Source organism: Xenorhabdus sp. KJ12.1, assembly GCF_963876495.1.
GTDB classification, from domain to species: domain Bacteria; phylum Pseudomonadota; class Gammaproteobacteria; order Enterobacterales; family Enterobacteriaceae; genus Xenorhabdus; species Xenorhabdus stockiae.
On sequence record NZ_CAWNQH010000072.1, the window covers coordinates 86,316 to 112,070 of the forward strand.

34 protein-coding genes and 5 pseudogenes are annotated in these 25,755 nt (G+C 39.2%); 25 read left to right on the forward strand and 14 right to left on the reverse strand.

All coding sequences use genetic code 11. The features are described 5' to 3' along the window. Positions 1-12: 12 nt before the first annotated feature. Positions 13-735, forward strand: a complete 723-nt coding sequence (locus tag AACS92_RS11865) for a hypothetical protein (RefSeq protein ID WP_099108566.1) — start codon at positions 13-15, stop codon at positions 733-735. Positions 736-795: 60 nt separating this feature from the next. Here AACS92_RS11865 and AACS92_RS11870 read toward each other — a convergent pair whose 3' ends face one another. Beyond that, the gene (locus tag AACS92_RS11870) at positions 796-2,034 is read right to left on the reverse strand and encodes an RNA-guided endonuclease TnpB family protein (protein WP_099108567.1); all 1,239 of its coding nucleotides are present in this window, start codon (positions 2,032-2,034) and stop codon (positions 796-798) included. Positions 2,035-2,096: 62 nt separating this feature from the next. On the opposite strand from AACS92_RS11870, the gene tnpA reads away from it, so the two are divergent. The 6 genes from tnpA to AACS92_RS11900 all read left to right on the forward strand — a co-directional run bounded on the left by tnpA (position 2,097) and on the right by AACS92_RS11900 (position 5,577). Then, on the forward strand, positions 2,097-2,516 hold the full coding sequence (tnpA, locus tag AACS92_RS11875) for an IS200/IS605 family transposase (protein ID WP_369800368.1): 420 nt from the start codon (positions 2,097-2,099) through the stop codon (positions 2,514-2,516). A 229-nt stretch (positions 2,517-2,745) separates the two neighbouring features. Continuing rightward, positions 2,746-3,114 (forward strand): hypothetical protein, encoded by a 369-nt coding sequence (locus AACS92_RS11880; RefSeq protein WP_099108569.1) that lies wholly within the window; start codon positions 2,746-2,748, stop codon positions 3,112-3,114. 72 nt (positions 3,115-3,186) lie between these two features. Beyond that, positions 3,187-3,390 carry a hypothetical protein gene (locus AACS92_RS11885; RefSeq protein WP_099108570.1) on the forward strand — a complete coding sequence of 68 codons (204 nt, stop codon included), beginning with the start codon at positions 3,187-3,189 and terminating at the stop codon, positions 3,388-3,390. A 780-nt stretch (positions 3,391-4,170) separates the two neighbouring features. After that, positions 4,171-4,584 carry a hypothetical protein gene (locus AACS92_RS11890; protein ID WP_099108571.1) on the forward strand — a complete coding sequence of 138 codons (414 nt, stop codon included), beginning with the start codon at positions 4,171-4,173 and terminating at the stop codon, positions 4,582-4,584. Between the two features lie 350 nt (positions 4,585-4,934). Further along, positions 4,935-5,306, forward strand: coding sequence for a hypothetical protein (locus AACS92_RS11895; RefSeq protein ID WP_153044734.1), 372 nt, complete (start codon positions 4,935-4,937; stop codon positions 5,304-5,306). Beyond that, the gene (locus tag AACS92_RS11900; protein WP_099108573.1) at positions 5,281-5,577 is read left to right on the forward strand and encodes a lysis system i-spanin subunit Rz; all 297 of its coding nucleotides are present in this window, start codon (positions 5,281-5,283) and stop codon (positions 5,575-5,577) included. The genes AACS92_RS11895 and AACS92_RS11900 overlap by 26 nt, the downstream gene beginning before the upstream one ends. 26 nt (positions 5,578-5,603) lie before the next feature. Here AACS92_RS11900 and AACS92_RS11905 read toward each other — a convergent pair whose 3' ends face one another. Further along, positions 5,604-6,020 carry a type II toxin-antitoxin system HicB family antitoxin gene (locus tag AACS92_RS11905; protein ID WP_099108574.1) on the reverse strand — a complete coding sequence of 139 codons (417 nt, stop codon included), beginning with the start codon at positions 6,018-6,020 and terminating at the stop codon, positions 5,604-5,606. 58 nt (positions 6,021-6,078) lie between these two features. Further along, entirely contained in the window at positions 6,079-6,255 is a 177-nt protein-coding gene (locus AACS92_RS11910; protein WP_099108575.1) for a type II toxin-antitoxin system HicA family toxin, read from the reverse strand. A 220-nt stretch (positions 6,256-6,475) separates the two neighbouring features. Between AACS92_RS11910 and AACS92_RS21895 the strand changes: the two are divergent. From AACS92_RS21895 to AACS92_RS11930, 5 genes and pseudogenes are all read left to right on the forward strand, one after another. Continuing rightward, positions 6,476-6,753 (forward strand): annotated as a pseudogene (locus AACS92_RS21895) (KilA-N domain-containing protein); the annotation flags it as partial. Between the two features lie 33 nt (positions 6,754-6,786). Then, positions 6,787-7,002 (forward strand): hypothetical protein, encoded by a 216-nt coding sequence (locus AACS92_RS21900; protein WP_099108577.1) that lies wholly within the window; start codon positions 6,787-6,789, stop codon positions 7,000-7,002. A 54-nt stretch (positions 7,003-7,056) separates the two neighbouring features. Then, positions 7,057-7,398 carry a hypothetical protein gene (locus tag AACS92_RS11920; protein ID WP_241537872.1) on the forward strand — a complete coding sequence of 114 codons (342 nt, stop codon included), beginning with the start codon at positions 7,057-7,059 and terminating at the stop codon, positions 7,396-7,398. Further along, positions 7,395-7,547: a hypothetical protein gene (locus tag AACS92_RS11925; protein WP_193756848.1), complete on the forward strand. Its 153-nt coding sequence runs from the start codon at positions 7,395-7,397 to the stop codon at positions 7,545-7,547. The genes AACS92_RS11920 and AACS92_RS11925 overlap by 4 nt, the downstream gene beginning before the upstream one ends. A gap of 37 nt (positions 7,548-7,584) precedes the next feature. Beyond that, positions 7,585-7,797, forward strand: coding sequence for a hypothetical protein (locus AACS92_RS11930; RefSeq protein ID WP_099108578.1), 213 nt, complete (start codon positions 7,585-7,587; stop codon positions 7,795-7,797). Here the strand turns inward: AACS92_RS11930 and AACS92_RS11935 are convergent. After that, positions 7,794-7,937: a hypothetical protein gene (locus tag AACS92_RS11935; RefSeq protein ID WP_193756849.1), complete on the reverse strand. Its 144-nt coding sequence runs from the start codon at positions 7,935-7,937 to the stop codon at positions 7,794-7,796. The genes AACS92_RS11930 and AACS92_RS11935 overlap by 4 nt on opposite strands. A 127-nt stretch (positions 7,938-8,064) precedes the next feature. On the opposite strand from AACS92_RS11935, the pseudogene AACS92_RS11940 reads away from it, so the two are divergent. Continuing rightward, positions 8,065-8,428 (forward strand): annotated as a pseudogene (locus AACS92_RS11940) (hypothetical protein); the annotation flags it as partial. A gap of 20 nt (positions 8,429-8,448) precedes the next feature. Next, positions 8,449-8,670 (forward strand): hypothetical protein, encoded by a 222-nt coding sequence (locus AACS92_RS11945; protein ID WP_099108579.1) that lies wholly within the window; start codon positions 8,449-8,451, stop codon positions 8,668-8,670. A 104-nt stretch (positions 8,671-8,774) separates the two neighbouring features. Here AACS92_RS11945 and AACS92_RS11950 read toward each other — a convergent pair whose 3' ends face one another. The 3 genes from AACS92_RS11950 to AACS92_RS11955 form a co-directional block, all read right to left on the reverse strand. Then, positions 8,775-9,224: a hypothetical protein gene (locus AACS92_RS11950; RefSeq protein WP_099108580.1), complete on the reverse strand. Its 450-nt coding sequence runs from the start codon at positions 9,222-9,224 to the stop codon at positions 8,775-8,777. 118 nt (positions 9,225-9,342) lie between these two features. Next, positions 9,343-9,435 (reverse strand): hypothetical protein, encoded by a 93-nt coding sequence (locus tag AACS92_RS21905; RefSeq protein ID WP_099108713.1) that lies wholly within the window; start codon positions 9,433-9,435, stop codon positions 9,343-9,345. Further along, complete coding sequence (locus AACS92_RS11955) at positions 9,432-9,680, reverse strand: cell envelope integrity TolA C-terminal domain-containing protein (protein WP_099108581.1); 249 nt, start codon at positions 9,678-9,680, stop codon at positions 9,432-9,434. Before AACS92_RS11955 ends, AACS92_RS21905 begins: the two co-directional genes overlap by 4 nt. A 278-nt stretch (positions 9,681-9,958) precedes the next feature. Between AACS92_RS11955 and AACS92_RS11960 the strand changes: the two genes are divergently transcribed. Together AACS92_RS11960 and AACS92_RS11965 are read left to right on the forward strand one after the other, a co-directional pair. Next, the gene (locus AACS92_RS11960; protein ID WP_099108582.1) at positions 9,959-10,213 is read left to right on the forward strand and encodes a hypothetical protein; all 255 of its coding nucleotides are present in this window, start codon (positions 9,959-9,961) and stop codon (positions 10,211-10,213) included. 65 nt (positions 10,214-10,278) lie between these two features. Further along, positions 10,279-10,596, forward strand: coding sequence for a hypothetical protein (locus tag AACS92_RS11965; RefSeq protein WP_099108583.1), 318 nt, complete (start codon positions 10,279-10,281; stop codon positions 10,594-10,596). A gap of 132 nt (positions 10,597-10,728) precedes the next feature. Here the strand turns inward: AACS92_RS11965 and AACS92_RS11970 are convergent. Further along, positions 10,729-10,931 (reverse strand): annotated as a pseudogene (locus AACS92_RS11970) (transposase); the annotation flags it as partial. A gap of 576 nt (positions 10,932-11,507) precedes the next feature. Between AACS92_RS11970 and AACS92_RS11975 the strand changes: the two are divergent. The 3 genes from AACS92_RS11975 to AACS92_RS11985 all read left to right on the forward strand — a co-directional run bounded on the left by AACS92_RS11975 (position 11,508) and on the right by AACS92_RS11985 (position 14,832). Then, positions 11,508-12,110 (forward strand): hypothetical protein, encoded by a 603-nt coding sequence (locus AACS92_RS11975; RefSeq protein ID WP_099108585.1) that lies wholly within the window; start codon positions 11,508-11,510, stop codon positions 12,108-12,110. A gap of 97 nt (positions 12,111-12,207) precedes the next feature. Further along, positions 12,208-12,390, forward strand: coding sequence for a hypothetical protein (locus tag AACS92_RS11980; protein ID WP_153044735.1), 183 nt, complete (start codon positions 12,208-12,210; stop codon positions 12,388-12,390). Positions 12,391-13,950: 1,560 nt separating this feature from the next. Next, positions 13,951-14,832, forward strand: a complete 882-nt coding sequence (locus AACS92_RS11985; protein WP_099108714.1) for a RepB family plasmid replication initiator protein — start codon at positions 13,951-13,953, stop codon at positions 14,830-14,832. 926 nt (positions 14,833-15,758) lie between these two features. Here the strand turns inward: AACS92_RS11985 and AACS92_RS11990 are convergent. Beyond that, a protein-coding gene (locus tag AACS92_RS11990; RefSeq protein WP_099108586.1) for an IS3 family transposase occupies positions 15,759-16,846 on the reverse strand; the annotation gives its coding sequence in 2 pieces (ribosomal slippage) (positions 15,759-16,594 and positions 16,594-16,846; 1,089 coding nt in all). 869 nt (positions 16,847-17,715) lie between these two features. On the opposite strand from AACS92_RS11990, the gene AACS92_RS11995 reads away from it, so the two are divergent. The 4 genes and pseudogenes from AACS92_RS11995 to AACS92_RS12010 form a co-directional block, all read left to right on the forward strand. After that, positions 17,716-18,228, forward strand: a complete 513-nt coding sequence (locus AACS92_RS11995; protein WP_099108587.1) for a hypothetical protein — start codon at positions 17,716-17,718, stop codon at positions 18,226-18,228. 58 nt (positions 18,229-18,286) lie between these two features. Further along, entirely contained in the window at positions 18,287-18,559 is a 273-nt protein-coding gene (locus tag AACS92_RS12000; RefSeq protein ID WP_099108588.1) for a type II toxin-antitoxin system TacA family antitoxin, read from the forward strand. Beyond that, on the forward strand, positions 18,550-19,038 hold the full coding sequence (locus tag AACS92_RS12005; protein ID WP_099108589.1) for a GNAT family N-acetyltransferase: 489 nt from the start codon (positions 18,550-18,552) through the stop codon (positions 19,036-19,038). Before AACS92_RS12000 ends, AACS92_RS12005 begins: the two co-directional genes overlap by 10 nt. A gap of 78 nt (positions 19,039-19,116) precedes the next feature. Then, positions 19,117-19,382: pseudogene (locus AACS92_RS12010) on the forward strand (transposase); the annotation flags it as partial. Positions 19,383-19,396: 14 nt separating this feature from the next. Here the strand turns inward: AACS92_RS12010 and AACS92_RS12015 are convergent. After that, the gene (locus AACS92_RS12015) at positions 19,397-19,627 is read right to left on the reverse strand and encodes a hypothetical protein (protein ID WP_099108590.1); all 231 of its coding nucleotides are present in this window, start codon (positions 19,625-19,627) and stop codon (positions 19,397-19,399) included. 1,290 nt (positions 19,628-20,917) lie between these two features. On the opposite strand from AACS92_RS12015, the gene AACS92_RS12020 reads away from it, so the two are divergent. Both AACS92_RS12020 and AACS92_RS12025 read left to right on the forward strand, forming a co-directional pair. Then, a complete protein-coding gene (locus tag AACS92_RS12020) occupies positions 20,918-21,088 on the forward strand; it encodes a hypothetical protein (RefSeq protein WP_193756850.1) in 171 nt (56 codons plus the stop codon). 260 nt (positions 21,089-21,348) lie between these two features. Next, positions 21,349-22,212, forward strand: coding sequence for a helix-turn-helix domain-containing protein (locus AACS92_RS12025; protein ID WP_193756863.1), 864 nt, complete (start codon positions 21,349-21,351; stop codon positions 22,210-22,212). 206 nt (positions 22,213-22,418) lie between these two features. Here the strand turns inward: AACS92_RS12025 and AACS92_RS12030 are convergent, their stop codons facing one another. The 4 genes and pseudogenes from AACS92_RS12030 to AACS92_RS12045 all read right to left on the reverse strand — a co-directional run bounded on the left by AACS92_RS12030 (position 22,419) and on the right by AACS92_RS12045 (position 25,717). Further along, positions 22,419-22,769 (reverse strand): IS1 family transposase, encoded by a 351-nt coding sequence (locus tag AACS92_RS12030; protein WP_099108592.1) that lies wholly within the window; start codon positions 22,767-22,769, stop codon positions 22,419-22,421. 357 nt (positions 22,770-23,126) lie between these two features. Then, positions 23,127-23,843, reverse strand: a complete 717-nt coding sequence (locus AACS92_RS12035) for a sulfite exporter TauE/SafE family protein (RefSeq protein ID WP_099108593.1) — start codon at positions 23,841-23,843, stop codon at positions 23,127-23,129. After that, positions 23,836-24,600, reverse strand: a complete 765-nt coding sequence (locus AACS92_RS12040) for a TauD/TfdA family dioxygenase (RefSeq protein ID WP_193756851.1) — start codon at positions 24,598-24,600, stop codon at positions 23,836-23,838. The genes AACS92_RS12035 and AACS92_RS12040 overlap by 8 nt, the downstream gene beginning before the upstream one ends. A 176-nt stretch (positions 24,601-24,776) precedes the next feature. Then, a pseudogene (locus AACS92_RS12045) lies at positions 24,777-25,717 on the reverse strand (IS630 family transposase). Between the last annotated feature and the right edge of the window lie 38 nt (positions 25,718-25,755).

A 25,755-nucleotide genomic window follows, 5' to 3' on the forward strand; every position in this document is an offset into this window, starting at 1 on the left:
AGGGTTTTTATCATGTTGAAATTTCTTAAGTTCTTCCCAGAGGGGTTTCACGTTTATGAAGATAAAATGCCTGAATACCCCCATTATTTACGTCTGACTATATCAGGGCATGGAAATGATGATGGATTCCTAGCATCGATTTTGGATGGTGACAAATTTTTCGCTAACAACGAAAAGGAATATTCTCATATAGAACCAGAAAAATTAGTACGTATTTTGACGTCATTTTTTGGGACTTTCTTAAAAGAATATCGGGTTATTCGTTTGTTTTTTTGCCAGTCAGCGGGATTTGAATACGATGAAATCGAAAAATCTTTTGCAGCTGAATTTTCTCGAAAATTGAAAGATTACACTTGTTATAATGAGTATGTTATCGTTGAAGCTTTTATAACAAACATTGCTTCTAGGCCGTTTAATTATAAGAATTATAAAAAAGATTACAAAAAAGAAAGAAAAAATGATAGTGAAGAACATCCTTATTATCCTAATGAAAAGAAAAAAAGGATATTGAAAGCCAGCCATGAACCCACTACCGTTACTAAAATGTATTTTCATGGAAAAGAAAAAGAAAAAAATTTAATTGATAAAATCAACAGATCTTTTAATAAAAATATAATGAGTTCTGAACCTATTATGGATGATATGGATAAAAGAATATTTTTCCGCAATGGAGTAATCATGCATATTGGAACATCAATGTCTGATAGATATAAGAAATTTGGAAAAATAGACTAAACATAGATCTGCTTTCATACATAAAAAATTAAATTGTTAGTTATAATAAATTTTTCGGTTTTAGTGATTCAGATAAGGCATAGGTGACTGCTCCCCGTCCGATAGGGCGAGGCTTCCCACTTCACAGGCCGCTGCTTGTGCGTGACAAGTCTGACGCTGGCCTCCATGGGCAGAGACGACGAGACCCGCCGCCTTTAATTCAAATAAACCTTGCTGCTTGATATTCAACGCCGCATTGATATCTCTGTCATGCTCCGTATGGCACATTGGACACATCCAATATCGCTGGCTTAACGGCATTACCGATTCTTTGTGTCCGCAACAATGACAAGTTTTCGAGCTGGCATACCACTGGTCAAGCCTGACCAGATGTTTTCCCGCTTCTTGAGCTTTGTATTCGAGCTTCGTCACAAAACTGTGCCATCCTGCATCTACTATATGGCGGGCAAGCCTGCGGTTTTTTAGCATATTGCTCGTCTTCAGTGTCTCGACTATCACTGCTTGGTTTTCGTCAATAAGTTGTCGGGACAATTTGTGCTGGAAATCCCCGCGGGCATTCACCACTTTTTCATGGCATTTGGCTACCTGTAAACGCGCTTTATGCCGATTTTTACTGCCTTTTTGTTTTCGCGACAGGGATTTCTGCTTGCGCCGTAATTTGTTACCGGCACGGATTAAATAGCGCGGATTGGCCTGCTTCCTGCCATCTGAGCGAATAAGAAAGTGAGTTAACCCAAGGTCACATCCGGTGCTTTTATCGGCATCGATCATATCAGGCGGTACGGGGGGGTCTTTGCCATCGTCACAGAGAAGGGAAGCAAAGTATTTTCCGGTTGGCGTTCGTGACAGGGTAATACTTTTCACTTCACCGTTGATTTCTCGGTGGATACGGGCTTCTATCGGCGTCAGCTTGGGAATTTTTATGGCATCATTCAACACCTTCACGCCCATACAGTGATAACTGGATTGTTTTCCGTGTTTGCGTTTAAACGTGGGAAAACGGGCTTTTAACTTCGGATTAAAGAAGTTGGAAAAAGCGGTATCTAGGTTAATGATCGCCTGCTGTAACGCAATGGAATCATACGTTTTGAGCCACGCATATTTACGTGATTTCTTCGCTGTTGCCAGTAACGGCTTCAGATTTTTATGGGGGCTTAAACTTACCCCATGACGTTTATAGCGGTGTTTTTTAATATTCAGAGCCTTGTTATACGCAAAACGCACGGCACCGAACTGGCCATTAAGGTATTCAGCCTGTTCGGGAGTGGGGTAAATGCGGACTTTTGTGGCTCTTAACATTGTCAGCGCTCATTGATATAGTTCAGACATAATAACAGATAACAGGAATATTTCTATTGAGTATGTACAATGAATCGCTCGATGGTTTTCTTCGAAAGCGACACAGTGTCAGTAAACTCGTTGTCCACTTGATATTCACGACAAAGTATCGCCGAAAACTCTTCGATGGGTGCATGATTGAACAGCTACGGGAGGCTTTTAGTTCAGCAGCAACAAAACTCGAATGTGACATTATTGAGATGGATGGTGAGCAAGATCACGTCCATTTGTTGGTCGCTTATCCCCCGAAACTCGCGGTAAGCATCTTGGTGAATAATTTAAAATCCGTCTCTTCCCGATTGCTTCGCCAGCAAAATACGCATTTGCGGACGCAAAGTAAAACGGGACTTTTGTGGTCAAGATCGTACTTCGCCTGTAGCGCTGGAGGAGCAACGATAGAAACGCTTAAAGCCTACGTTGCCAGCCAAAATACACCAGAGTGACGTGTTTTAAATCCCTTTGGGCTTTTCGCCTTATATCCCCGCCCGCACTGGGCGAGGGTTTACGGCGGATTTTGCTAATTTCTGAGGCTTGTCAGGATAAACTTAGCAAAGTACAAGAAATTATATTTTCACATTGATCCTTCCAGCAACTCCCTTCATTCATTAGCCTCACTTCGGCCCCCTGTCACCAGATGTTAATGTAATCAAACACAATAACGGAGGTATTCTAATGAATAATGATTTACTTGAAAAACGCAACAACAATACCAACGAGAAAAATCGTTACATCGCGGACAACAATGCTGGTGGCTTTTTCCTTGTAGAATGCCAACGATGTGGGAAGGTTTACAAAGCACATGGTTACGATAGAATCACGGATACCTGTGATTACAATGACATTCTCTGCCCACACTGCGGATTGGGATGTAACACGCATCAAAAACGCATTCTCGCGCTTGAAGCTGAGTTAGCCTTACTACGTGAAAGCAATGCACAGGTTATCCAGTCACGCGATTACTATAAGCAACTAGCTAAGGAAGCTATCAAAAATTTGGAATCTGCGTGCAACAAGATTTTAAATGAGCTAGAAGATTTTTAGGAGTTGGTAGCCGAGTAATACAGCAAAAAAACACCTGAATTCAAACTAAAACATATTAAAAGAGGTTTATAAATGAATGATGATATAAAACAGTTGGCTCAACAAATTAGAGAGGCAAGTGAAACATTAATTAGGCGTTATACTCAAGCATTAAACGCAAAAGGTTCTCTTCAACATGGTTCCAACTTCATTTATTCCGACGCAAAGGAAAAATTTGAAAAAATTGCAACGCCCGAAAATTTAATTAAGCTTTGTGATGCGCTAGAGAATAAATAAAATCACCAACCCGCTTTTCTAGGCGGGTAAGAATCTTTATCAGGCTAACTGTCCCTAGCTTGTTTCAAATTCCCTAATATATCAGATAATTCAACAATAACTGTCGCTTCTGATAATGAAGACATAATTATATTATTTCCAATATCGATAAGAAGATCCCAACAATGTTCTATCCTATTCTGCTCGCTCAGCTTGCCCTAGAAGTTGTGGACACTATGCAGATTCAGGAACGATTTTTCACGTCCAGAAACCAATGAGGCTATTCTATGAAAATCACAAACAAGACTCATCAATTCATATAACTTTCTTTAGGAAAAACTGAATGTTCAGCAACACAGCATAAAGTTTTCAAGGTTGCTATCGTTAATATTTGCCCTCTAAAGTTTCATTCACAACACATTGAAATAAAGATATTTTTATTAAAAATTTCGGGGCGAAATCCCGCGAATTTTGGTCTTAAGAATGGGTGTGAAACAATAATTCAAGCAACGAAAAAACGAAAACACTCATCTCAGGATGGAATATGAAGAGCCACAAATTTTACATGGCCTACCTTCGGGAAACAGTGAGGAGTAACATAGGCTTTTCACTGTGTAGATAATGCTGGGTATACGACTGATATAAATGAAGCCCACGTTTACCCACAGGAAGAAGCTCAGCACTATTGGGAGTCAGGGAGTGAGAGTGATTTTCCTGTTTCTCAATACTGGGGCTTTCGCTGTGAGAGAATAAACTCAGTTAACACAATGGCGGGTGTCGGCCCGGTGGGAAGGAGAGATTATGAACGAGCTTATTGAAGTGGGTAATCTTGTTTTCGTGTATCAGTACTCAGATTGTCGTGGCCCTTGTATAGGACTCGACGCAGTAGCTGAAATCAGAGAAAACAAAGGAGTGACCTTATACCGCATGGTACGGGAAGATAGTGCGTGGTATGAAGCTGATCGTCTGCGTGTTGCTGAGCGTCCACCTGCGGGTATAGATCCAAAGTTTAACATTGGTGATCGTGTCCGTTGCTATGGCACTTACCGCATTTACTTCATGACTGCCGTAGTAGAACACATTGTTTGGTTTGAAAATAAAGCTGATTACTACGTATTCCCTACAGAAACGCCGTGGTACGGATATAACGAAAATTCACTCAGCCTTGCCGATGACTCGGTTAACACCCCTGAATGGAATAACATGATTTTTTAACCCCCTACCTATTCGACCTCCTTTCTCCCGGTGTGATAATTTTTTTACTCAATAGAATATGACATAGGGAGCATTATGATCACATAAAAAGAGCACTATCAGTTCCTGAAAAATCACTACCACGCACAGCGTTTTGAAGAATGCAATGGGAATGTGTGGGGAAAGAATTACTCACACAACATTGCATCGTATAACTACAAAAATTTGCAGGACTTTGGTTACAGCCTTATCAGCCGTCATGAGTTAGCTAGCGGTGAACCGATAATTTACGATGTTAATCACAGGCTGCTTGATCGCATTTTCAAAAATAATACGCAGCCTGCCAACAAATGAACAGGGAGCTTCCGACCGTGAACAATTCACTTAAAATGTTTTACCCGCAGCACTCCATTACGCTACGTTACCTTGAAGCTGTGAAGCTTCTTAAAACTGCTCCGTTCGGCGTATTCCTTTCATTTATCGATCCACGTACAGATACACTCGTTCAGAAGGTGTTCCCGTTTTTCTATGACCCATTGCATACCTACAGTCTGAAAGGACGCTGCTTTATTTCTGAGTGGGGCGGGCTTCAGTTATACATCCCGTCTGATCTCAACTGGTACATCAAAACACAGCGGGAATTAAAACTTGGCCTGCGCAAATTTCGTCAGTGTGTGAATTTTCTGTCTTGTGGCCGTTTCGTTACTAAAGATATCGATGAGGAAGTGGGAGTGGATAACTGAAATCCAGCAACTGACCGACACCATAAACTACCAGAACACGCACATTGACATGCTGCACACTGCTTCTCTTGCTCATCCTGAGCGGGTGTACATCAAAGCCCAGTGTCCAGTGCCCGAAACCCCTACCACCTCCGGCATGGATGATGCAGCCACCGCCCGACCTACAGACTCCGCTGTCCGAAATTATTGGTTACTCAGAGAGCGAGTTGCCACTTCAGAACAAATGATTCTGGGGTTGCAAGAGTATGTCAGGACACAGTGTGTGAGATGAAAGCCCCTGCAATGAGGGGCTAACTATTAGATAACTGAAAGTGATAGCTTTTTACCTACAGCGGCAAGTGCCCGGCTAATCGTATCAATTTTAGTTGTGTGGCGTGGTGCGAGTATTCGTTGGATTTCAGGAGGACGAATACCGGTTAAGCGCGATAATTCAGCTTTACTGACTTTAGCTGTTAGAAGCTCATTATTGAGTAAAATTTTGGCATACACGCTATCAGGTAAGTATACCCAATGTTCATCTTCTTGAAGCTCAGATGCGGGTGAAGGAAATGCCTTATCCATATCGAAGTAAGTTTCAACACTCGAAAGTAAAACATCTTCGGCCATTTCCATTGCTTCAGGGATATCTGCACCACAAGTGATAGCTTCGGGGATCCCTCTAAATGTTACTGTATATCCATTATCTTCTTTCGCAAATTTTGCAGGATAGTACATGTTGACCTCTTTAATAATCTATCGGTGCAGTGATAGCCCTCGCATTGAGGGCTAGAGTTTATTTTAAATCTAATTGTTTCTTGACTCCTTCGACCAACCCCTTTGTCAGTTCCTGACTTGGGTGTCTGGGGAGGTGGCTTATTTTACCTTTGTAGTAGAGTTTCAGATGCTTTTTGCCATTTTCTGCCTCGACTCCTTGAGCTTTTAGCCACTTTAAAAATTCACTTTGTTTCACTGCACCTCCGTTTCGTTAACTTGAAATCATTGTATGCAAAAATGCTAATTATGGCAAGTTGAAATTAGCATTTTTGCATACAAATGTTATCGCGCATTAGCACGCGCTTATCTAATCCAAGAACCTACAGAAAGTGAACCTGAGAAAACCGTTAATTATGTGGTGTTCTTGGGGCGGCTTTTCTGTGCTAACAGGTTCACTTTCTATAGGAAACCACATCATGAAATACCCAACAGTCACGATTAATGGTATCTCTGTCCGTGTCGATAACGAAGGACGTTATAACCTCAATGACTTACATACTGCTGCGGTTGCTAACGGAGAAGCAACCGAATCTCAAAAGCCGAGCAAATTTATTCGAAGTGCTCAGGTCAGGAGATTTATAGAGGCACTGACCAAAGGACAAAAAGTCCTCTGGAACAAAATCAACCCGTTAGGATTAACAATGGCGGTGATAATCCGGGGATATGGGGTGTTGAGTTATTAGTCATCAGATACGCGGCTTGGCTTAAACCCGAATTTGAAATCCGAGTGTATAACACCTTTCGTGATGCTGTCCGGAACGAGTTTGATGTTATGGCCCGCCTTAACCGCTTAGAGCTGACCATTGAAGCAGAGACAAAGGATATCAGTGCTTGTGCTCGCAAAATGAGTAAATGGGGTGCGGGAGGGAGAAAGCAGCTATTGCTTGCTGCCCGCGAACGAATGATTGAGCAGGTTCAGCCATTCTTACCGGGGGTTGAATAATGGATATGTCAGTAAAATCCCATGAGTTTTTTGGCTGGAGAGTAGCAGAAGCTTATGTGTATTACTTGGCGTTGTCCAATTTATCGCTATGAAACAGGTGATATAGAAGTTAGCCGCTGTTTTTTATTTGGTCTCCTTGATGGATATTTGGTTGATAGGAAGAATGCCGGATGGCGAGCCAGATTCTACGCAACATTGCTTGAGCCATTCGACGAAAAGCCCTCTCCCAATATTGTCATCTGTGGTGGAAAAGTCCCTGTTTTGAGTAAGAGAGGCGTTAGGTATATGAACGCTCTCGTTCATCAATATGGTGACATGTTGACTGATATCGGCATGCAAGATGAATACGGAACACTGATCCCGCCGGAGAATGACAAAGGAATAAGTTTGCAATGACCAAACAAGAACGACACGAATTAACCGTCCTACTCGCAAAAATAACTGAGGCCAGTGACTATCTACATACAGGTCGAGTCAATGACGGACGAACCAATGTGGATATCGTAGAGGCTGCACTGAAAGTGATACTGAGCCGAAAAAAGTAAAAATACAAAATTCTGTAAAGCATCCACATGAGGCAACATGATGATAATTCATATTAATGAAGATGGCAGTGCGTTATTGAGAACGGCTGGGTATACGGTATATTACGACAAAGAAGGTGTACGCACTGGAGCGTGTGGGCATCTCGAATCCGTACCTGAAAGCGTTATCATCCACAATGAATTCAAGTCAAAAGCCGATAAAGCGCAGGTAAGCAGAACTGTTGATGGATTTATTAAGGTCAGTGATTAGGAAGAGAAAGTCAGGCTGGTTACTGCGCCATTAACGCTATCGGTAGAAACAAAGAATAAGATTGGGTTTACTGCTGATACCTTCAAAACTTCTGCGGGACAAACTTTTATTAAATCAGCATCTATTGATTCAGCCGTCATTAGCTCACCCAAGATAAACAAAATCCCCACCGATGATCATATCCGTCGGATAGTCCGCAAAGAACTGCGTCAGTTTGTGACGCGTGAATTGATGCCGGGTGGATTGTTAGCAAAATAAGGAATAAAAATGGCTAAACCAGATTGGGAGGCTATCGAATCGGCTTACCGGGCTGGTTTGCTGTCTCTTCGGGAAATTGCCTCTCAGCATGGCATATCAGAAGGGGCTATCCGCAAAAGAGCCAATCGTGACGAATGGGACAAGAGACTTAGCCGCTAAAGTCAAATCCCGCTCTGATGATATGGTACGCAAAGAAGAGGTACGCAATCAGGTACGCAGTGAAGCAACCCTCTCTGAACGCGTACTGATTGAAGCCTCTGCGGAGGTCATTACTAAGGTTCGTATGGAGCATCGCGGTGATATCCGTCGAGCCAGAGATATTGCGAATGCGCTGTTTGATGAGCTGGGCGCGGAATGTGCCGATATTGATGCGACCGGCGCTGGAGTGATAGCATGTATGAATGGCTGAACGAAATTGATTATATGATTGAAACTTCTTCGTCTGCTGAGCTGACACTGTGCCGTGCTGCACTACCGTTGGCACTTCCTTTCTATGCAAAAATAAACAAAGGCAAGTTTCAAAATGAATATTTCAGATTGGGTGGGCATTATTATAGCCTCTACCATTTTTTATTTAAAATTAATAAAAAACATAGAGCCATGCTATCAATATAGGACTACAACAATAATAGATGTAACAACCTATCAAACACCCAAATCCACGCTGAAAATTTATAACGTTTTCTGTGCCATTCTGCGGATTTTGTTATTTTCAGGTTCTATTTTTTTATTAAATCATCATACATTTCTGGCTTTATTATTTGATCTATTAAATATAGATAATCTGCTATGTGCGATATTGTTTTCTTATTGTCTCCTGTTATGTATTTTTCTGGTATCCCGAATTTTCTTAAGTAATTTATTACTTTCTCATTAAAGTCTTTATACGTTTCACTTATATGAACGCTTTTTGGTGCAGCGCCTGTGTTAAGGTGGGCTATTGTTATATCAGTACAATTTCTTATCTCACCACGCTGGAATAATTCAGAGACCATCAAATCTCTTTGATTGTCTGCATATCTTCTTATTGTGTTATTTCTAAATATGTATGTGTATCTAAAAGCCAATTCGTCATTTCCATAAATATTTAGCCCCTCTCTATATAATATCGCGGTGAATTTTGCCGCAACTTTTACATTTCCACCTGTAATGTAGTCAAAAAATCCCATTTATATCTCCAAATCTATATAGATAGTATCCTAGTATAATAGAACCTTTATCTATGGATAGCCAGTTAGCACAATACTTCGTATTTAGGTCTCTAAAGCTACTTGGTCTATCTATCTATCAGGGCTTAAATTCAATTGTGGTATTCTTCACTGAACGCCACACTTCATCAGATGGCAGAGTCGGTATTTTTGCGCTTACAATAGCCGTTATTGCCTGCCTGCAAAGCTTTTCGTCATCGCCTTTGTGTTTTCCCCTCTAGAAAAACCCCGTAATGTTCCTTCTCTCGATATTTCTATTTTCAGAGTACAGGTTTTTCCCTCAAATTTATCTGCATCATAAAACTTGGTGTAGATGGCAGAATGCAACGATGTTAAGTACTCATTTATTTGAGTATTGATGTTTGCAAAAGCTGAACCAGCCAGTGTCAGCAACATAAAAATCAATGCTGGTTTCATATTTTTATCCTTATTTACAGTTGCATATTTAATCAACTACATAGTTGATCTCATCCCATTTTTTTCTGCTTTATTCTCTGAAAGCTATTCGACCCTTTCACTCACAGTGTCAGAATAAAATAACTAACACAACGAAATGAGTAGGGTGGTTCATGTCATACAGAATACTAACATCCTGACATCCGGGATAGTTAAATCCTCGATCAGTAGAAAACTAAACCAAAGAACTAAAGTACACAACATCGTCATCCATAGCTGGTTAACCAAAAGGAAATTATATGTACGGTACAGTAAAAGAAGTGATTCAATATCTGTCTGAAATTAACCCAGAACAGCCTATAGGTGCTATTTTTTGGGATTCTGATGATGTCAAAGACGCTCTGACTATGCAGCGTGATGAAAAAATCTCTGACGAACTGGCTGTAGAAGCATTATCCCTCGCTATAAGAAAACATGATGCAGATAATGGTATTTGCTGGGATACCTTCGTGAATGCTGTTGATGTCATTCGTCATGAGGAAGCTAATCTATAACTTTTCACACACTGAAGCAGCCCGTCAAATGTGGGGTTTTGAATATATTAAAATAAAGGTGTGTTATGGCAATTTTCGATTTGTTAAACTACTATCAAGACCTTTCTCCAGAGGCAAAAACAGTTGCTCGTGAGCGCGTACTTGCTTTCGAGGAAGAGCAATATAAAAGCGCTGTAACTCGGCTTAAAAGGATTGCAGTCAGCAATATCCATATCCTGATTAATAATCCTTACCATATTCGATCCATTACCAATCATTTGCAAACAATACGTAAATACCAGCAAGCTCCGCTGTATCAAGTAGAACGTTGGCTCATAGAAAATTTGTGTATGTTCGATGCTGCTGGACGGTATTACTTATTTAGTCAGCAGTCTTTTTATTGAAGATTTTTCACATCAAATGAACAACCCCCGCCGCAAGCTGCGGGGTGTTTCAAAAAAATGCTAACTAATGATCTGAATACAGTTTGTGGTACTCATCATCTTAATTTTTAACGTACCGCCAATCATCTGCTAGTCTCCGTGTTTACCGACCGTATTCGTAAAGTAACCGTCACGTCTCCACACAGCGCCTTTTTTACTTGTGGGTAATGTCTGAGTCTCTTCCTAGTAATTAAGCTTTTGATGATTGTAACGATTTTGGTCACACTGTACGTAGGCACTAACTGCACCAGAAAATGCATATGATCTTTGTTCGTCTTTACTTCCAGAAAACTAACTTAATAGGGAATTTGTGAGCATATTAATGCTAGTGAAAAATTGGATAAAATCATGGATGATTTTTTAAAATTTATTTGGCATAAACCTCAATCTCTCGATTACAGCAAATCCCTCGGATTTTGCAGAGCGCTCCCCACAAAAAGCGGCGCACTTGAGCCATTATGGTAAATAACAAAATTCATACCGAATTTTTGGCGTTACCCAATCACAACATAACCTGACAGGTAAAAGATTCACTTTATCGCAGCTATACTCTCTGACTTGCTCATTTGTCGGTGTTTCAATACATTCAGCTTACAATGCGTTGGCAGCGTTGATGCTCTTTTCTCTGATTTTCGGCTTAATTTTCATGTTACACCCTTACGTGTATACATTATATATACATACAAAAAAGCAAAGATATTGTGCTTACGTTTTGAACTTTAGGGCGAGAGCAGAAAGGCTAGCCACCAGCGTGTAGGAAATTACTCTTAAAGAGATTAAATTTCATATTTCTTCTTCGACACTAATGATACTCATGTTTAACTGGAAGGGTGAAAACGAACATAAATAACAAATCTATAAGGGGCATTATCATGAATAATTTAAAAGATTGGAGACATCACCGGAATTATTGGGGATTGGATAATGAAAATGACACTGCGCGAGGCCTCACTATTTTTCGCAAAAATGACGAACAAATCAATGTACACTGGGAGTGTTCAACACACACTAGCATGTTAGACTTTGTTGTAGTTGAAGTAATATTGTACTCCTTTATAGCAAATACATCCGTTAATAAGCCCCAAAAAACAGGTCAGTTATTATTGGATAATATCAAACTAGCAGACATGTACTATAATACGAGCTTTGATAAAAAAGCCGAAGCTGGTGATTTTTGCTGTCAAAATCCTTACTTAGATATAACTTATGGAAAAAGTTGTTTACACTGGAATGATGAAAGTGTACAGAAAGCGCGTAAAACTTTGGCGGAAAATCCATTAATAAACTTCATAGAGCTGGAATGCCTTATTACATTTGAAGAGGGTATAGATATTTCCTATGTCGGAGACTACCTGCGAGTCTTTCATACTAAAATTTATGCCGGATTCTACGATAAACACTCAAATTATCGTTTTGAGAAAAACGTGACACAGTTCGTTTTAGATGAAAATAAAATAGAACAAGCAAATAAATAAAATATTTTTAACATATTGATTTATATCAATAAAATGATATTTAATTATTATTAAATAATTAGAAAAAACATCTTATTAAATAAGTGAATTATTAACTATGAGAAAATCAAATAATAATCAATTTCTTTTTGACTCGTTTTATGGAAATGCTATTGCAGGTGTTTCATCTAGACAAATCGATAGTAGAGGTAGAGAATTATCTGCCATTGAAATAGCAAATATTTCTTACGAAATTGCAAAGGAAGCGGTGAGAATACGTAATTCAAAACCTATAGAATAAGAAAATAACTTTCACGTTTATCCGGTTATTTTTTATGGGAATTATAACCGGATTTGTTTATTTTTTACTATAAAATATATCCCACAAATAATATGATAATTATCTATAGGAGTCTTTGTGATTTTTTAATTATTGAGTGACCTTACTAAACCAGCAAAGCTACGGTGAATGGTCTAACTACCAGAAAAATTATTGAAGAACTTAACATTAAAGAATAAATATGAAATCTACTTTCACAGTTCCCCGTCTGGGGGACTAACAATGAGCAAAGGAGTGTATATTTAGTTCAATCTAAAAGAGTTAAAGTAGTTATGCTTCGCTGGAGATTCATAGGAAACGAGAGGTGTTATACTGAACTATCAAGAATTAAATTTTTCGATCATAACGCCACCTGACTTGATAAATAGCTAAGATTAGCTTTACACATTTCTGATGTATATTCCTCAAAAGCACAAGAAATGTACAGTATATAGTGGGAGCATTATGTCCTGATGCTTATCGAAATGGTTTTTTGGGAACTATTGGTTCATTTTGCCAATCATGATCGCTATATCTGTATTAGGTAGTCAGGCTATCATTCGAAGTGATGACCTCCGTGTTTACATTCTTGCCCGTGAAATATTCGGTATAACATGTATTGGATTAAACCCATTAGAATGAGTTGTAAACCCTATAAAACCATTTTTATGGTCAATGTCCTCAGAACTAACGATAAGTTTGATATACGCTCTATAGAATATATTACAGCTGATTTGGCTCTATGGGTAAAGATAAGCTTAAACGCTTTGTACAGAGCGATATAGAGGCTTTTATGAGGGGTGATCCAATTCATTGTGAATTGGTAAATGTTGATCGCAAAAAAGCTTTTTTATGACACGTAGTTTGACATGCTTATGTTTGGAATGACTCTATTTTCATTGCCAGAATTAGACTTTCTTATCATTGCTACTTTTATCACTAGATTCAAGCATCAAGCATATTGTCATAGGTAGGGGGAAAAAGGGGACTTGTGTTATTCACTTTCTGGTCGAAAATATCTTATTTCGTTTTTCTGTATGAGTATAGCTGTTTTGGTTATTTCTTTCCCTGTTATACCTACTTTGGTGAAATGGATTAGTAGAGTGTTTTAATTTGTTATTGATCAGGGTATGGAAAGAGTGTTAACTGAGCTTGGCATAGTATATGTTTTGTACAAATACTGGTGATAATAAACGAATAGACAACTTTATCTTTCGTTCATTATCACCAGTTGGACAAGGGTAGTGCATCAGTGAATATATGTTTTATTTCTTTTCTGAGTTATCCACATATTTACCAGATAGATCCAATAAAAAGATCCATACAGTCCCAACAAGATCCAAACAGATCCCCGATCTTACCAACCCTTGATATAACTGGTCTGAGAGGGTGTTACGATGTGCTATAGTGGGAAAATAATGTGCTGTAGTGGGATCTGAATGTTTTGTAGAGGGATTTTAATGTGCTATAGTGGGAAACATGATGTGCTGTAGTGGGAAGGTGCATCATTTTATCAACATAGCGTATGTGGGCGCGGATAACATGAAAAAAGACAGCAAAAACATAAGGTTGTTTAAAGATGCAATACCAGAACCTACTAACGATACACACAGAAAATTAACAGTTACTATGAATTCATCAGTTCAACCTGCTGTCCTTATGAAAATGGGTGTTTTCGTACCGACAAAGAAGAAAGGTTCAGAGGCGGCACCTATTGATGCAAGTGAATCTCTTTCTAAGCTTGAGCACGCTTCTCGTGAAGGATATTCAGACGTGCTCATTACTGGCCCAAGGCTAAATTTGTCTACAGATTTCAAGATATGGATGGGGATTATTCATTCTTTTAGCAGGAGTGAAGATGCTTTGAAAGGCAATAAAATACGTTTGAAATTCACAGAGTTCGCTCGTAATTGCCAATACCCAAATAAACGTTTTGATGCGAGACTGCGTAAAGAAATAGCTTACTCACTTGCAAGAATTCGTGGCAAGACTATTACTTTTTCTAAGCCCGGTAGCACAAAGGTTTACATTACTGGATTGCTTAAAACAGGTGAGTTCGATACTGAAACTAATACTGTTATCCTTGAGGCTGATGAAAACCTTTGGGAACTTTATAATGAAGATAACCTAACCCTATTACGTAAGAAGCCGCTTTCTGCTTTACCCCGTAAAGAAGCTGCTCAAGCTATTTATACTTATATAGCATCATTGCCAGCGAACCCTGTCCCACTGAGTTTTAAACGTTTACGAGAGCGTTTATTACTACCAAGTACAAAGGGTGAGCAAAATCGGATCATACGGAATGCGCTGGAAGATCTCAAAAAGATTGGTTATCTAGATTATCATCTCTATAAAGACAAAGAAGACAAGGAAAATATCGTTAAAATAATCAGTAGAAATCCAACTCTACATCCTGAAAGTTAAGTTATTCGATGTGCTGTAGTGGGAAAAATTGCAGCATATTGAGTTTATGCGGTATTTGAACTGTTTTAGTGGTTTTTTGATTTTTTACCCCCCGAAAGCGTCCTCTTTTTTCCAGTTTTTCCCGCTACAGCACATCGAGGTGTTATCCATCCCGCTACAGGACATCCGCTTTGGGAGGGCTATTCCTTGACTGGCGGGGGGGTGGAACGTCGGTCAGGTTTGTTGTGCTGTAGCGGGAAAGGGGATTGTGCTCAGGATGTGCTGTAGTGGGGGAGGGAAATTTTTAATGTGCTGTAGCGGGAAGAATCGCAGTATGTTGAGTTTATGCAGTATTTATTGAGTGGAATTTGAACTGTTTTAGTGGTTTTTTGATTTTTTACCCCCCGAAAGTGTCTTCTTTTTTCCAGTTTTTCCCGCTACAGCACATCGAGGTGTTATCCATCCCGCTACAGGACATCCGCTTTGGGAGGGCTATTCCTTGACTGGCGGGGGGGTGGAACGTCGGTCAGGTTTGTTGTGCTGTAGCGGGAAAGGGGATTGTGCTCAGGATGTGCTGTAGTGGGGGAGGGAAATTTTTAATGTGCTGTAGCGGGAAGAATCGCAGTATGTTGAGTTTACGCAGTATTTATTGAGTGGAATTTGAACTGTTTTAGTGGTTTTTTGATTTTTTACCCCCCGAAAGCGTCCTCTTTTTTCCAGTTTTTCCCGCTACAGCACATCGAGGTATTACCCATCCCGCTACAGGACATCCACTTTGGGAGGGCTATTCCTTGACTGGCGGGGTGGTGGAACGTCGGTCAGGTTTGTTGTGCTGTAGCGGGAAAGGGGATTGTGCTCAGGATGTGCTGTAGTGGGGGAGGGAAATTTTTAATGTGCTGTAGCGGGAAGGTAATCCTCCCATTTTTCATGGAGGTTAAAAGTAGAATTCACGCAGCGCGTAATAAATGCTGCTTCGGGGTATAACCCCCTAATGCCATATTGGGCCTTTCATGATTATAAAACCACTGCCATTTTGTCGCCGAATTTTGTAATTCACTCAAGGTAGAAAATAGATATTGTCCCAGCCAGTCATAACGCACCGTTCGATTGTAACGCTCAACATAGGCATTCTGTTGCGGCTTACCTGGTTGGATAAAATTCAGCTGGATTTTATGTTGCTTTGCCCACACCTGAAATTCAGTGCTGGTATATTCGGGACCGTTATCACAACGTATTGCAATCGGTTTGCCCCGCCACTCTATCAGCTGCTCCAACGTATGTATTACACGGTGACTGGGTAATGAAAAATCCACCTCTATCGTGAGTGCTTCGCGATTAAAATCATCAATGATATTGAGCAAACGAACCGAACGCCCATCTGACAACTGATCGTACATAAAGTCCATCGACCAACTTTCATTTGGGGTGTCAGGGACTTTCAACGGTTCAGGATGTTCGCGTTTTAAGCGATTTTTGGGCTTTATACGTTTATTCAGGGCCAGTTCACAATAAATCCGATAAACTCGTTTATGGTTCCAATGAAACCCTTTCACATTGCGTAAGTACAGGTAACAAAGCCCAAATCCCCAGTTTCGTTGTTGTTCCGTGATGTTGAGCAACCACTCTGCAATCTGCTGATTTTCTGAAGATAACCGGGCCTTATAGTGATAACTACTTTCACTGACCCTAAAGATCTGGCACGCACGGCGAATGCTAATGGATTTATGCTCAACTGCGTCTTTTGCCATCTGTCGACGCTGAGCAGGCTTTACCACTTTTTTGCCATGGCTTCCTGAATAATCTCGGCTTTTAGCCGTTCTTCAGCATACATCTTTTTAAGGCGACGGTTCTCTTCTTCCAGCTCTTTCAAACGAGCCATCAGAGAGGCATCCATTCCCCCATATTTAGTTCGCCATTTGTAAAAGCTGGCGTTGCTTATGCCGTGTTCACGACACAGTTCTGACACGGGCGTACCTGCTTCAGCCTGTTTCAGAATAGCTAAGATCTGGCTGTCAGTAAAACGTGACTTTTTCATAAGATTTCGATCTCCTCTGCTACATTAAGCGTATGAGAAAATTCTACTTATGGACACTCCGGCTTTTAGGGGGGATTACCGGAAGAATCGCAGTATGTTGAGTTTATGCAGTATTTATTGAGTGGAATTTGAACTGTTTTAGTGGTTTTTTGATTTTTTACCCCCCGAAAGTGTTCTCCTTTTTCCAGTTTTTCCCGCTACAGCACATCAAAATACTTAAAAATACTTACATCCCGCTACAGCACATCAGCACATCTAAATAATGCTACTTGCTTAGATGATAACGGTTTTTTTGCGAAAACAAGGATACTAGATCATTATTCCGTTCAAGTGTTATATACAAGATGTCCGGGTCTTGCTAGTTGCAGCGTAGATTGTTGAGTTGTATCCAGACAGGATACATATACTATCCACTTCAAGCAGCTGTGCGACCAGTTTCCGGTGATCATTTGAGGTCATTTCCTTTTCATATTTGTCGTTGACTCTGATTTCCGGGACATAAGGTGGATCGAGGTAAAACAGAGTGTTTTTCGGTCATGACGGGGCAATACTTCTTGGTAACACAGGTTTTCAACCTGAACTTTATGTATTTGTTCTTGCACCGCTGGAAGGCTTTAATTCCAGACGGCGTACCAATTCGCGAGTTTTATCTCGGTCGGAGAGTGCTAATAGTGGAGCCATTTTGTGATTAAAATCGCTGTAGGCCCCAATTTTAGACGGAACTTTACTTAGCAACCAAAGTGTTTTCTTTTTGAAAATTCAGTTGGAAGGGCGAGTGCATGTTATATGATGTAATTTCCTTGTATGATTGAGGACGGGATTAATTTTCAAAACGAGACAATAAAACAGTTTTACACTGAGGTAGGTATATGTCAGAAAGTAGATTCGAAGAGTCAGTTACATTTTATGCTGATCGCCAAAAGGACGAAAAAAAACGAACAGCGCTAAATATCCAGTACAGTGTGAGAGAAAAATCGAAAGAATTAACAGTTAATGTTGAAATGGCGAAAATACTTCAGTTTTCCAACGAGGCGGAATGGAGTAACAAAATTTATTTGCAATTATCTAAACATGAACTGACGGATTTTTGTGAGTTGTTATTTGGATTGAAAAAAAGTATAGAATTTAATTATCACGGGCCGAACAAAAATAAAGGTTTGACGGTGCATAACAATGATGCAAAAGGTGTCATGCTTGTTATTTCAGAAGCCGGTAACACCTTGCAGCATCTTCTCAGTCATCATCAGCGTATTGAGCTAGGTGTTTTCATTATTCGTCGTCAGGCAATGGCTTGGAAGATATCCGTTAGTGATGTTCTTGCTATACTCCGTCAGTCCTCCGTTATTAGCAGAACCGTGATAAATCCTAAGTTAAATGTATAGCTATTAGATATACGCCTGCTATAATGTCTGTATACTAATGTTGCTATACAGGTGATTTATGAGAACACAACCTAAAGAAACACCGATTAACATCAGGGCAAAAGCTTTCCAACGGGAGCTTATTGACCATGCAGCAAACCTGCACTCAAAGACTCGAACAGATTTCATTTTGGATGCTGCCTGCCGCGCAGCCGAAGAGGCCATACTTGATCAGCGCCACTTTTTCGTTAATGACGAGAAATATCAGGTATTCATGCAGATGTTAGAGAAGCCACTTTCTGAGAATGCGGGCTTTAAAAAACTGATGGAGTATAAAGCACCGTGGGAATAAGTGCTCCTGAAATATTAACGGTTGAACATAATGTAAATGATTTTTATTGTCAGCATGAAACATTAAACGAATGGCTTTCACGCCGGGCTTTAAAAAATAATAAGCTCGGTGCGAGCCGCACATTTGTTATTTGCAAGGAAGGTACAAAAGATGTTATCGGTTATTATTGTCTAAGCGCTGGTTCAATTAATCATATCGAATCTACACCATCACTTAAACGCAATATGCCAGACCCTATCCCAGTGGTGCTTCTCGGTCGTTTGGCTGTCGATGTGGAATATCAGGGGAAGAAGCTGGGAGCATTGCTTCTTCAGGATGCTTGGAAGCGTGTCTTCAGTACAGCTGAACAGGTTGGTATTTCAGCTATAATCGTCCATGCACTTGATGAGAATGCCCGGACGTTCTATATGCGACTTGGGTTTGTCCAATCACCGTTAGAGCCGTATACGCTGATGCTTCCATTAGTCCAAAGCTTCTGAGTATGAATGAGTAGAAACCTTCAAATTAACGTTCAGAATCTCTATAACGGGTTTATAGAGTCATTTTAAATGGAAACGGAAGGCGTTACGTTAATCACTCATGTCCGTAGCAACATGAAAGCTAAAACATTATCACTCTGGGATAGGCGATGTTAAGACGGCGATTTTTGATAGAAATGATCGTCGACCAGCTCAAAAATATTTCTCAGATAGAGCATTCAAGGCATCGCAGTCAGCTCGGTTTTCTGCTGGAAATTTCCGCAGGCCTCATTGCTTATACATTTCAATCTAAAAAACTGAGCTTGAATCTCCGGGATAATGAGATTGCTATCTTTAAACGATAGCTGAGGTTAATTAACTATCGTTTCCAATTTCCAAGCACGTATCTGATATATAAGGTAAAGCCAATCCCAACAAAACATACAATTGTACCGATATAGATTACCGGATAAAGATTTACTTTTGTAAAATAATTTATCAAAGCAGCTATTATCACTATAATAAAAGCTGTTAAAGTTATCAGCTCACCTTTTTTTATTATTTTTAATTCTAACTTTTCTATTTTTTCAATAATTGGATTTTTTTTCATTTTATTTCACCTATCAAAACCATTACTAGACACAAATATTATGAAATATAATAATATGCAAGAAAGATAGAACGCAAGAATTATACTTGAAATTGCTAGGATTGCAGCTAGTCTCACGATAAAAGCTCAACGTGATATCTGATAATGGCTAAATTAAAAAACTATGTAATTTCAATTTTTTTATGGCGGATTTTCTATCGAGAAATAGTGTTCACAGGTGAGATACTCAGATAGGAATGATAATAAGATAAAAATCTCACCCACTTTAAAATAACTCTTAACCAAAATTGAGTGGGTTTCATGTTAGTTAAATGAATAAATTGCACTTAAGTTGATATTTTGGTAGATTTATTCTGTGGGAATTATAGTTTTTTAACTAAATACTCACATTATAAAAATCGTCAAATTTTTATTTCAACCTAGTAGGCATAGTAATCTGCAATTGATGATTTTTTTGATTGCAGATTACTATAATGTAACTGCTTCCCTCCAACTGTAATTCTGTTACATCCTTACGCTGAATGTTAATTGCCATATTTCTGGTATTTTGTGACGGAAAAAATACCAAGTATTTTAACTGATAACTCATTGTTTAATTTTGACCAATTGAGTCTCTGTCTCATCTAACGTTTTCACAACCATCGCTGGATTTTTTCAACAATTGAACGAGAGAGTTTTGTTGGTTACTGAGGCAGCTAAAAAACTAAATTAGACCAACATGCAAGATAGGAGGGAAAGCCCCTTCGCTCCGCTCCGGGGCAGGGAGTTCTACCCGAACATCGTACTCGTTTGTAAGAATGACTGAAAAACTCTTTGATTTTTGACTCTTGTCCTGCTTGACGCTTTCTGAGATAAGGGGAGAAAAAAAGAAAAAAAAAGAAAAAATAAAAGATTGCTCGGATTTTTAATGTGGCAGGGAGGTTAAGGTTTAGGAAAGTCTTTCAGTAGGGTATGGTCAATACATTGCATGTTGGTCTAATTTATTGTTTCGGGTGTTTCCCAGAATGTGTGATAATAATACTGAATTTGTCCTTCTGATTGAAAGAAAAATTGAGATCAATATCTGTGAATAAATTGTGGCGATTACATGTTCTATGTGAAAAGTAATTAGGTCAGTCGCATAATGTAACACGCTAATTTTAATGTATAGTAATTATGAAAAATTTCAGGAAAATTTAAAATTAGGGAAAAGACAAAGTTAGTCTTTTATAAGATTGAATTTCACTACCATAAAAATTGGTTTATGAGTAAATGCGAACGATTTTTTATTATAGATAACTTGGAGTTAAAATGTATTGTCCAAATTGCGGTGAACATAATTGCGAAGAAATTGTGGCGAAAAATAGTGATGCGTATATCACCTGTGGTGAGTACAATGAAAGTAAAGCACATTATGAAATAGAGCTTGATGCAAAAGTACTTGAATGTACCGTTTGCAAACAGGAATTCATTGTTCTCTAATTTTCCATGCAAGTGACATCACTACCAGTTAATAAATTTTTTTATTCATCAGATCATTTGTTAGTATTGATTCAGAAACGAGACTGATGTAACCAATAAGACAGGGGGCACCTTTCTAGTTGAAAAAAAGAAATGTGACTTACTAACGAATTTTTCATGAATAATTTCACTCCATGATTTACACAGATATTATAGTGATATACATGTTGTATATGACGTGTAATTAGTTCAGTAATATCATTTAAAATGCAGGAAACAGAATAATGATGGACAACTTAGAGCACAAAGCACTTTTTACTATTCCCGAATCCAGTTATAGCACTGAACTCGCAACTGTAAAGCCGTTACCAGCTCAACGCAAGATCACTGGTAACAAACAGGTGGATGCTTACCTTTGGGTATTAGAGGTTATTCAAACCAACGAACCAGCTCACTTTGATGCAGCTGAAGCCGCTTTGAAAAAGCTCAAAATCACACCGAAAGAAGCACAGCAAAAATATTCTGACTATCTGATGAAAACAGGCGCTCACCCGCTTCAGGTTGCTTTTGGCTCTATAGGCATGGATAACCCGCAAGGTTACATAGATCGGGCGAAAGCACAAGTTGAGAAAGCCAGTCAGATTAGAAGTATTTTTGCTACTTATGAAGCGGCGTTGGAACTGACCAAGCCGGAAAAATTAATGCTGGTGGGGGAGTTAGCCGAGATTTATGAATCAGACTATTACTGGAATGAAAAGGAACTGGCGGAAGGGTGTATGAATGGTGATCGAATTATCGAAACTGAGAAACTACGTCAGGCCACAGCAAAAGGTTTTGCCGAACAGCTGCCTGAACCGCACACTTTATCTGATGTGATCCGTGAGTTCCTGTATTGGGATTGGCTATATCAGATGCGCTATGTGGCGGATAAAGAGTTGTATCCGGACGGATTCGGTGATGCTGATCGGTACTATATCTATGACCGGGAAAACTATATAGAAAAGAAACTGGCCACCATCCAGCCTGTGAGTCGTCAGGAAGCGATAGACGTTTGCAAGTGGGTACTGGGAGAAGAACGGTTCCATGATAATGTACTGACCGACAGTATTATCCTTAATCTGGTGGGGGAATGTACGAACGCGTAATATGCAAATTATCCTCCACCCATTGGAGCACATGGAGCAAATGATGAAAACAGTACGATTGATTGCCTATCCGTTGCTGTTGTATTCAAAAGTCTGATGCTTCCATTGTCATTTTTAGAGGAAGCAGGAGAGCTGGCGTAAATCTTCTAGAGGTTGACGTTTTACGCAAGCTCAGAGGCCGGTCATGCTCCCAACAGTTAGATCTGTTATGAAATAGAGTATTCACGCTCAATGAATGTACCGACCACTTTGTCATGTATCTCTTTGAATTTGAAATAACCAATTGTCTTTCTATTCAGCCTCTGTATCCGGATACGAAGCGTAAGATTTGTTCTCTCAATACGTTGGGTAAATTTCTTTCCCGTGAGGTGTTTTTTCTTAGGCAGGCAATCGTACACGGCATAATCATCTCTACAGTAAAACCGGATAGTAAAAGGAGACAGGAGTGCTAGCAGCTTTTTCAACGTTTTCCTACTGCGATCTCCAAAGAGACCATTTAGTACCGTACCTTGTTTGACATTATTCCCGTGGGGGTCAGTTTGGAGATCGGAAATTATTGTACGTTTAGCGCATTATTTAACCGTTTCAGCCCGTAATGGATTGAATACGGGAATAATTTTCACCCCAGCCTTGAATGTTACGAGCTTCTAAATGTTACAAGACACGATAAATGAGCTAGCAGGATCGTCCAATAAGTTTGATTGGCAAACACCAATTAATGCAAAAGATTGGATGTGATTTGATGAGAATTAGCTCCGACCGGCCAATCTAATTGTCGTCTAATAATCTTATATAGAGCAATAAAAATGGTGCTTTTATAGCACCATTTTTATTGCTCTATATCCTTAGAATTTAAGGAAAATCGATAGTATAACCACACAATGGTTAATGATTTCGCAAGAGCTTTCCAATAGTTAAAAAACTGCCTTGTAAAGCAAAAGCATTGCCAAGACCGTTATAATTAGCTTCAGAGCAGTCGCACCTATTTTCTCTGGAATCATTTTTTGCAAGTACCCCCCAATATAATTTCCCACCACCGATCCCAAAATCAAGGGAATTAGAATATTTGTGTACGCCGAAAACTGAAACCCGGCAATAAAAAAAGCCGCGACTCTGAAGACATTCAAAACACTCATTTGCATCGCGCTCGTCACAATTACTTGCTTGGTATTTAATTTCCTCTCCATTAACAGTGGGATTGATAATGTAGCGACACTACCAACAAATAAAGAAATAAAGCCCTGAAATGCGGAGACAATGTAATTATTATTGATGAGCGCGCCTATTTTCTTTAAAATTCCGGTCCATACGGATAGAAGAATAAAGATTGCCAGAATAATAGACAGAAGTTTTTCCGGCAAATATCCTATTAATGGGTATCCCAACGCTGTCCCAACAAGGCCACCAATAAAATACGCCGGCAGCCACTTCAATATGGCATGTTTGATGCCAAAAAGAAATCTACTAAAATTACTTGTTAAATTAACAACGCCTTGTATTGGGATGACCGCAGAAACCGGAACAAACATGGGTATCAACCCCAGCATTAATAACCCACCTCCTAAGCCAACGGCTGCCGAGAAAATTCCAGCACTCAGGCTTACGGCAAAAACCGTAATCAATTCATTCATATTCGAACCCAACGTCTATTGCTGTGTCGGTAATTTGCACGCGATTAATTAGTCGATGCGAATTAAATGAATAATTAGTTCTAGAGTGTAAATAAGCAGAATTATCAAGTAGAAGAATTTCATCTTCGCGCAGACCAAATTCTATATAACTTACATCATTATGAATAATTTTTGCTAAAGTGTTGTATGCACTCTCAACCTCTTTTGAAGGGAAAGTGATATCTCCAGCACTGTCCAAACGAAAAGATATTTTCCATTTATCATTTTCTTTTTTGAAAATTTTTCTGAAGGACTTTTGTGATTCTCTCGAGAAGCCGACAGAATTTTCAGAGAGAATCTCAATGATGCTTGTTTGCTTTATCTTTTTGAGATGATTAAAAATATCTGTACCAGACATGATTTTATTTAATCCTCCTCCATCTGGGCATGGCTTCACACAGTGAAGCGCAACAAGATCAATTGAATTACCTTCCTCCAAGTATGTTCCATCGGTATGAAATGGATGTTCTTCATTAGATTGACTCAGATAGGTTTTGTTCTCGCCAGATTTTATTTTAACAATTCCATCGAGACTTGATTTTGGATGCATAACAATTTTACCGAATTTCTTTGAGAATTGAGACAAATTGTAATCACTGGTATTTTTCCGAGTTCGTATCAAGCAAGCGCCACGCGCACTAATTGATTTTGTTACGTCTGAAATTCTAACGTCATCAAGAGTATTTAACTCCATAAACTCCAAATTAATTCCGGCCATGCTTAACACCTCTTTCTCTTTATTTGAATAAGTCATTGCACTGTTCTAATCCAGATAGCTTAACGGGGCTAAAAGAACCATCAAGGAAAACGGATAATCGGATAGGAATTGAGTGAAACATAAATTAACATAATTAAATAGATTTTCATAATAGTGATCTACTCATAAATAGGTTTTCATAATAGTGATCCACTCATATTTTTATTAGCTGAAATATTATTTTTGGCAATTATTTCAAAAAAAATTACATTTCGAATAAGTTGCCACATATACTGACAGCAATGATTACGTGTTACTGTTTCATGTAATTTGTGCCATACGAGTTCTATCTTGTTCAGCCAGAGCGAATAGACCGGAAGAAATAAAAGTTTAATAATGGGATTTTTAGTCGAATTTCAATGAATAATTGCGAATTTTTCTTTATCCCCCCGGTATAGAGAACTCTTTGAGTCTGAATATCCAGTGCCTCTGCCAAATAGTATTTTTGATTTTTTCCGGGCGTGACGATCCGTTTTTGCTGTCCTTTCATATACCAGTCAGCCCCAATTTTAGGATTAAAATGGATATCGACTTCATCTTCATAAACGACAGGATATTTTTCTGATACGTTGGCTAAGGCTTCGGTAATACGTGCCATTTTTTCATCATATTTGGGATCGGGAATATTCAATATTGGTGCGGCTCGCCGCCAGACAATCGAATTTTTTCGGAAGAATCGGTAAAGTGTGCTGATTGATGGCTGGGTATTAAATAATTTTTTGATTTTGAATATAAAAAAGGAAAGACTCCAGCGCGAGCGAGTATACCCAAATTGCTGAGGAGAATGTTTCAATAAATAAATCAGAACAGGTAAAAGTGGAGTGAGATCCCAGCGGGGATGACGTCCTGCCGGGAGGGTACATAGTTCAGGCCATCCATCTGCTTTAAATCGATCAATCCATCGCCATACTGACGAATGCACGGTGCAAAGAATTTTAGCCACCCGAGACACTGATTCGCCATGATGTAACAAGAGAATCGCCATGATTAGACGGGCATAGTTTTTATCGGGCGTTTTCTGAACAACTTTTTTCATCAGACGCCGTTCATTACGTGGAATAGGTGGTACGATACACATAACTCAGTCCTTCCTTTTTGCAGATTTTTGTCTTTTCA

What these genes read in the sequence shown, in the direction of transcription:
- AACS92_RS11930 (WP_099108578.1), top strand. Translation starts at nt 7,585, where the DNA reads ATGATGATAATTCATATTAATGAAGATGGCAGTGCGTTATTGAGAACG.
- AACS92_RS11925 (WP_193756848.1), top strand. Translation starts at nt 7,395, where the DNA reads ATGACCAAACAAGAACGACACGAATTAACCGTCCTACTCGCAAAAATA.
- AACS92_RS11935 (WP_193756849.1), bottom strand. Translation starts at nt 7,937, where the DNA reads ATGACGGCTGAATCAATAGATGCTGATTTAATAAAAGTTTGTCCCGCA.
- AACS92_RS11950 (WP_099108580.1), bottom strand. Translation starts at nt 9,224, where the DNA reads ATGGGATTTTTTGACTACATTACAGGTGGAAATGTAAAAGTTGCGGCA.
- AACS92_RS11905 (WP_099108574.1), bottom strand. Translation starts at nt 6,020, where the DNA reads ATGTACTATCCTGCAAAATTTGCGAAAGAAGATAATGGATATACAGTA.
- tnpA (WP_369800368.1), top strand. Translation starts at nt 2,097, where the DNA reads ATGTACAATGAATCGCTCGATGGTTTTCTTCGAAAGCGACACAGTGTC.
- AACS92_RS11920 (WP_241537872.1), top strand. Translation starts at nt 7,057, where the DNA reads ATGTGTATTACTTGGCGTTGTCCAATTTATCGCTATGAAACAGGTGAT.
- AACS92_RS11890 (WP_099108571.1), top strand. Translation starts at nt 4,171, where the DNA reads ATGAACGAGCTTATTGAAGTGGGTAATCTTGTTTTCGTGTATCAGTAC.
- AACS92_RS12040 (WP_193756851.1), bottom strand. Translation starts at nt 24,600, where the DNA reads ATGGCCGGAATTAATTTGGAGTTTATGGAGTTAAATACTCTTGATGAC.
- AACS92_RS11865 (WP_099108566.1), top strand. Translation starts at nt 13, where the DNA reads ATGTTGAAATTTCTTAAGTTCTTCCCAGAGGGGTTTCACGTTTATGAA.
- AACS92_RS11995 (WP_099108587.1), top strand. Translation starts at nt 17,716, where the DNA reads ATGTCAGAAAGTAGATTCGAAGAGTCAGTTACATTTTATGCTGATCGC.
- AACS92_RS11870 (WP_099108567.1), bottom strand. Translation starts at nt 2,034, where the DNA reads ATGTTAAGAGCCACAAAAGTCCGCATTTACCCCACTCCCGAACAGGCT.
- AACS92_RS12000 (WP_099108588.1), top strand. Translation starts at nt 18,287, where the DNA reads ATGAGAACACAACCTAAAGAAACACCGATTAACATCAGGGCAAAAGCT.
- AACS92_RS12015 (WP_099108590.1), bottom strand. Translation starts at nt 19,627, where the DNA reads ATGAAAAAAAATCCAATTATTGAAAAAATAGAAAAGTTAGAATTAAAA.
- AACS92_RS11960 (WP_099108582.1), top strand. Translation starts at nt 9,959, where the DNA reads ATGTACGGTACAGTAAAAGAAGTGATTCAATATCTGTCTGAAATTAAC.
- AACS92_RS11945 (WP_099108579.1), top strand. Translation starts at nt 8,449, where the DNA reads ATGTATGAATGGCTGAACGAAATTGATTATATGATTGAAACTTCTTCG.
- AACS92_RS11975 (WP_099108585.1), top strand. Translation starts at nt 11,508, where the DNA reads ATGAATAATTTAAAAGATTGGAGACATCACCGGAATTATTGGGGATTG.
- AACS92_RS12035 (WP_099108593.1), bottom strand. Translation starts at nt 23,843, where the DNA reads ATGAATGAATTGATTACGGTTTTTGCCGTAAGCCTGAGTGCTGGAATT.
- AACS92_RS11900 (WP_099108573.1), top strand. Translation starts at nt 5,281, where the DNA reads ATGAGGAAGTGGGAGTGGATAACTGAAATCCAGCAACTGACCGACACC.
- AACS92_RS11885 (WP_099108570.1), top strand. Translation starts at nt 3,187, where the DNA reads ATGAATGATGATATAAAACAGTTGGCTCAACAAATTAGAGAGGCAAGT.
- AACS92_RS11880 (WP_099108569.1), top strand. Translation starts at nt 2,746, where the DNA reads ATGAATAATGATTTACTTGAAAAACGCAACAACAATACCAACGAGAAA.
- AACS92_RS11985 (WP_099108714.1), top strand. Translation starts at nt 13,951, where the DNA reads ATGAAAAAAGACAGCAAAAACATAAGGTTGTTTAAAGATGCAATACCA.
- AACS92_RS11955 (WP_099108581.1), bottom strand. Translation starts at nt 9,680, where the DNA reads ATGAAACCAGCATTGATTTTTATGTTGCTGACACTGGCTGGTTCAGCT.
- AACS92_RS11965 (WP_099108583.1), top strand. Translation starts at nt 10,279, where the DNA reads ATGGCAATTTTCGATTTGTTAAACTACTATCAAGACCTTTCTCCAGAG.
- AACS92_RS12020 (WP_193756850.1), top strand. Translation starts at nt 20,918, where the DNA reads ATGTATTGTCCAAATTGCGGTGAACATAATTGCGAAGAAATTGTGGCG.
- AACS92_RS11980 (WP_153044735.1), top strand. Translation starts at nt 12,208, where the DNA reads ATGAGAAAATCAAATAATAATCAATTTCTTTTTGACTCGTTTTATGGA.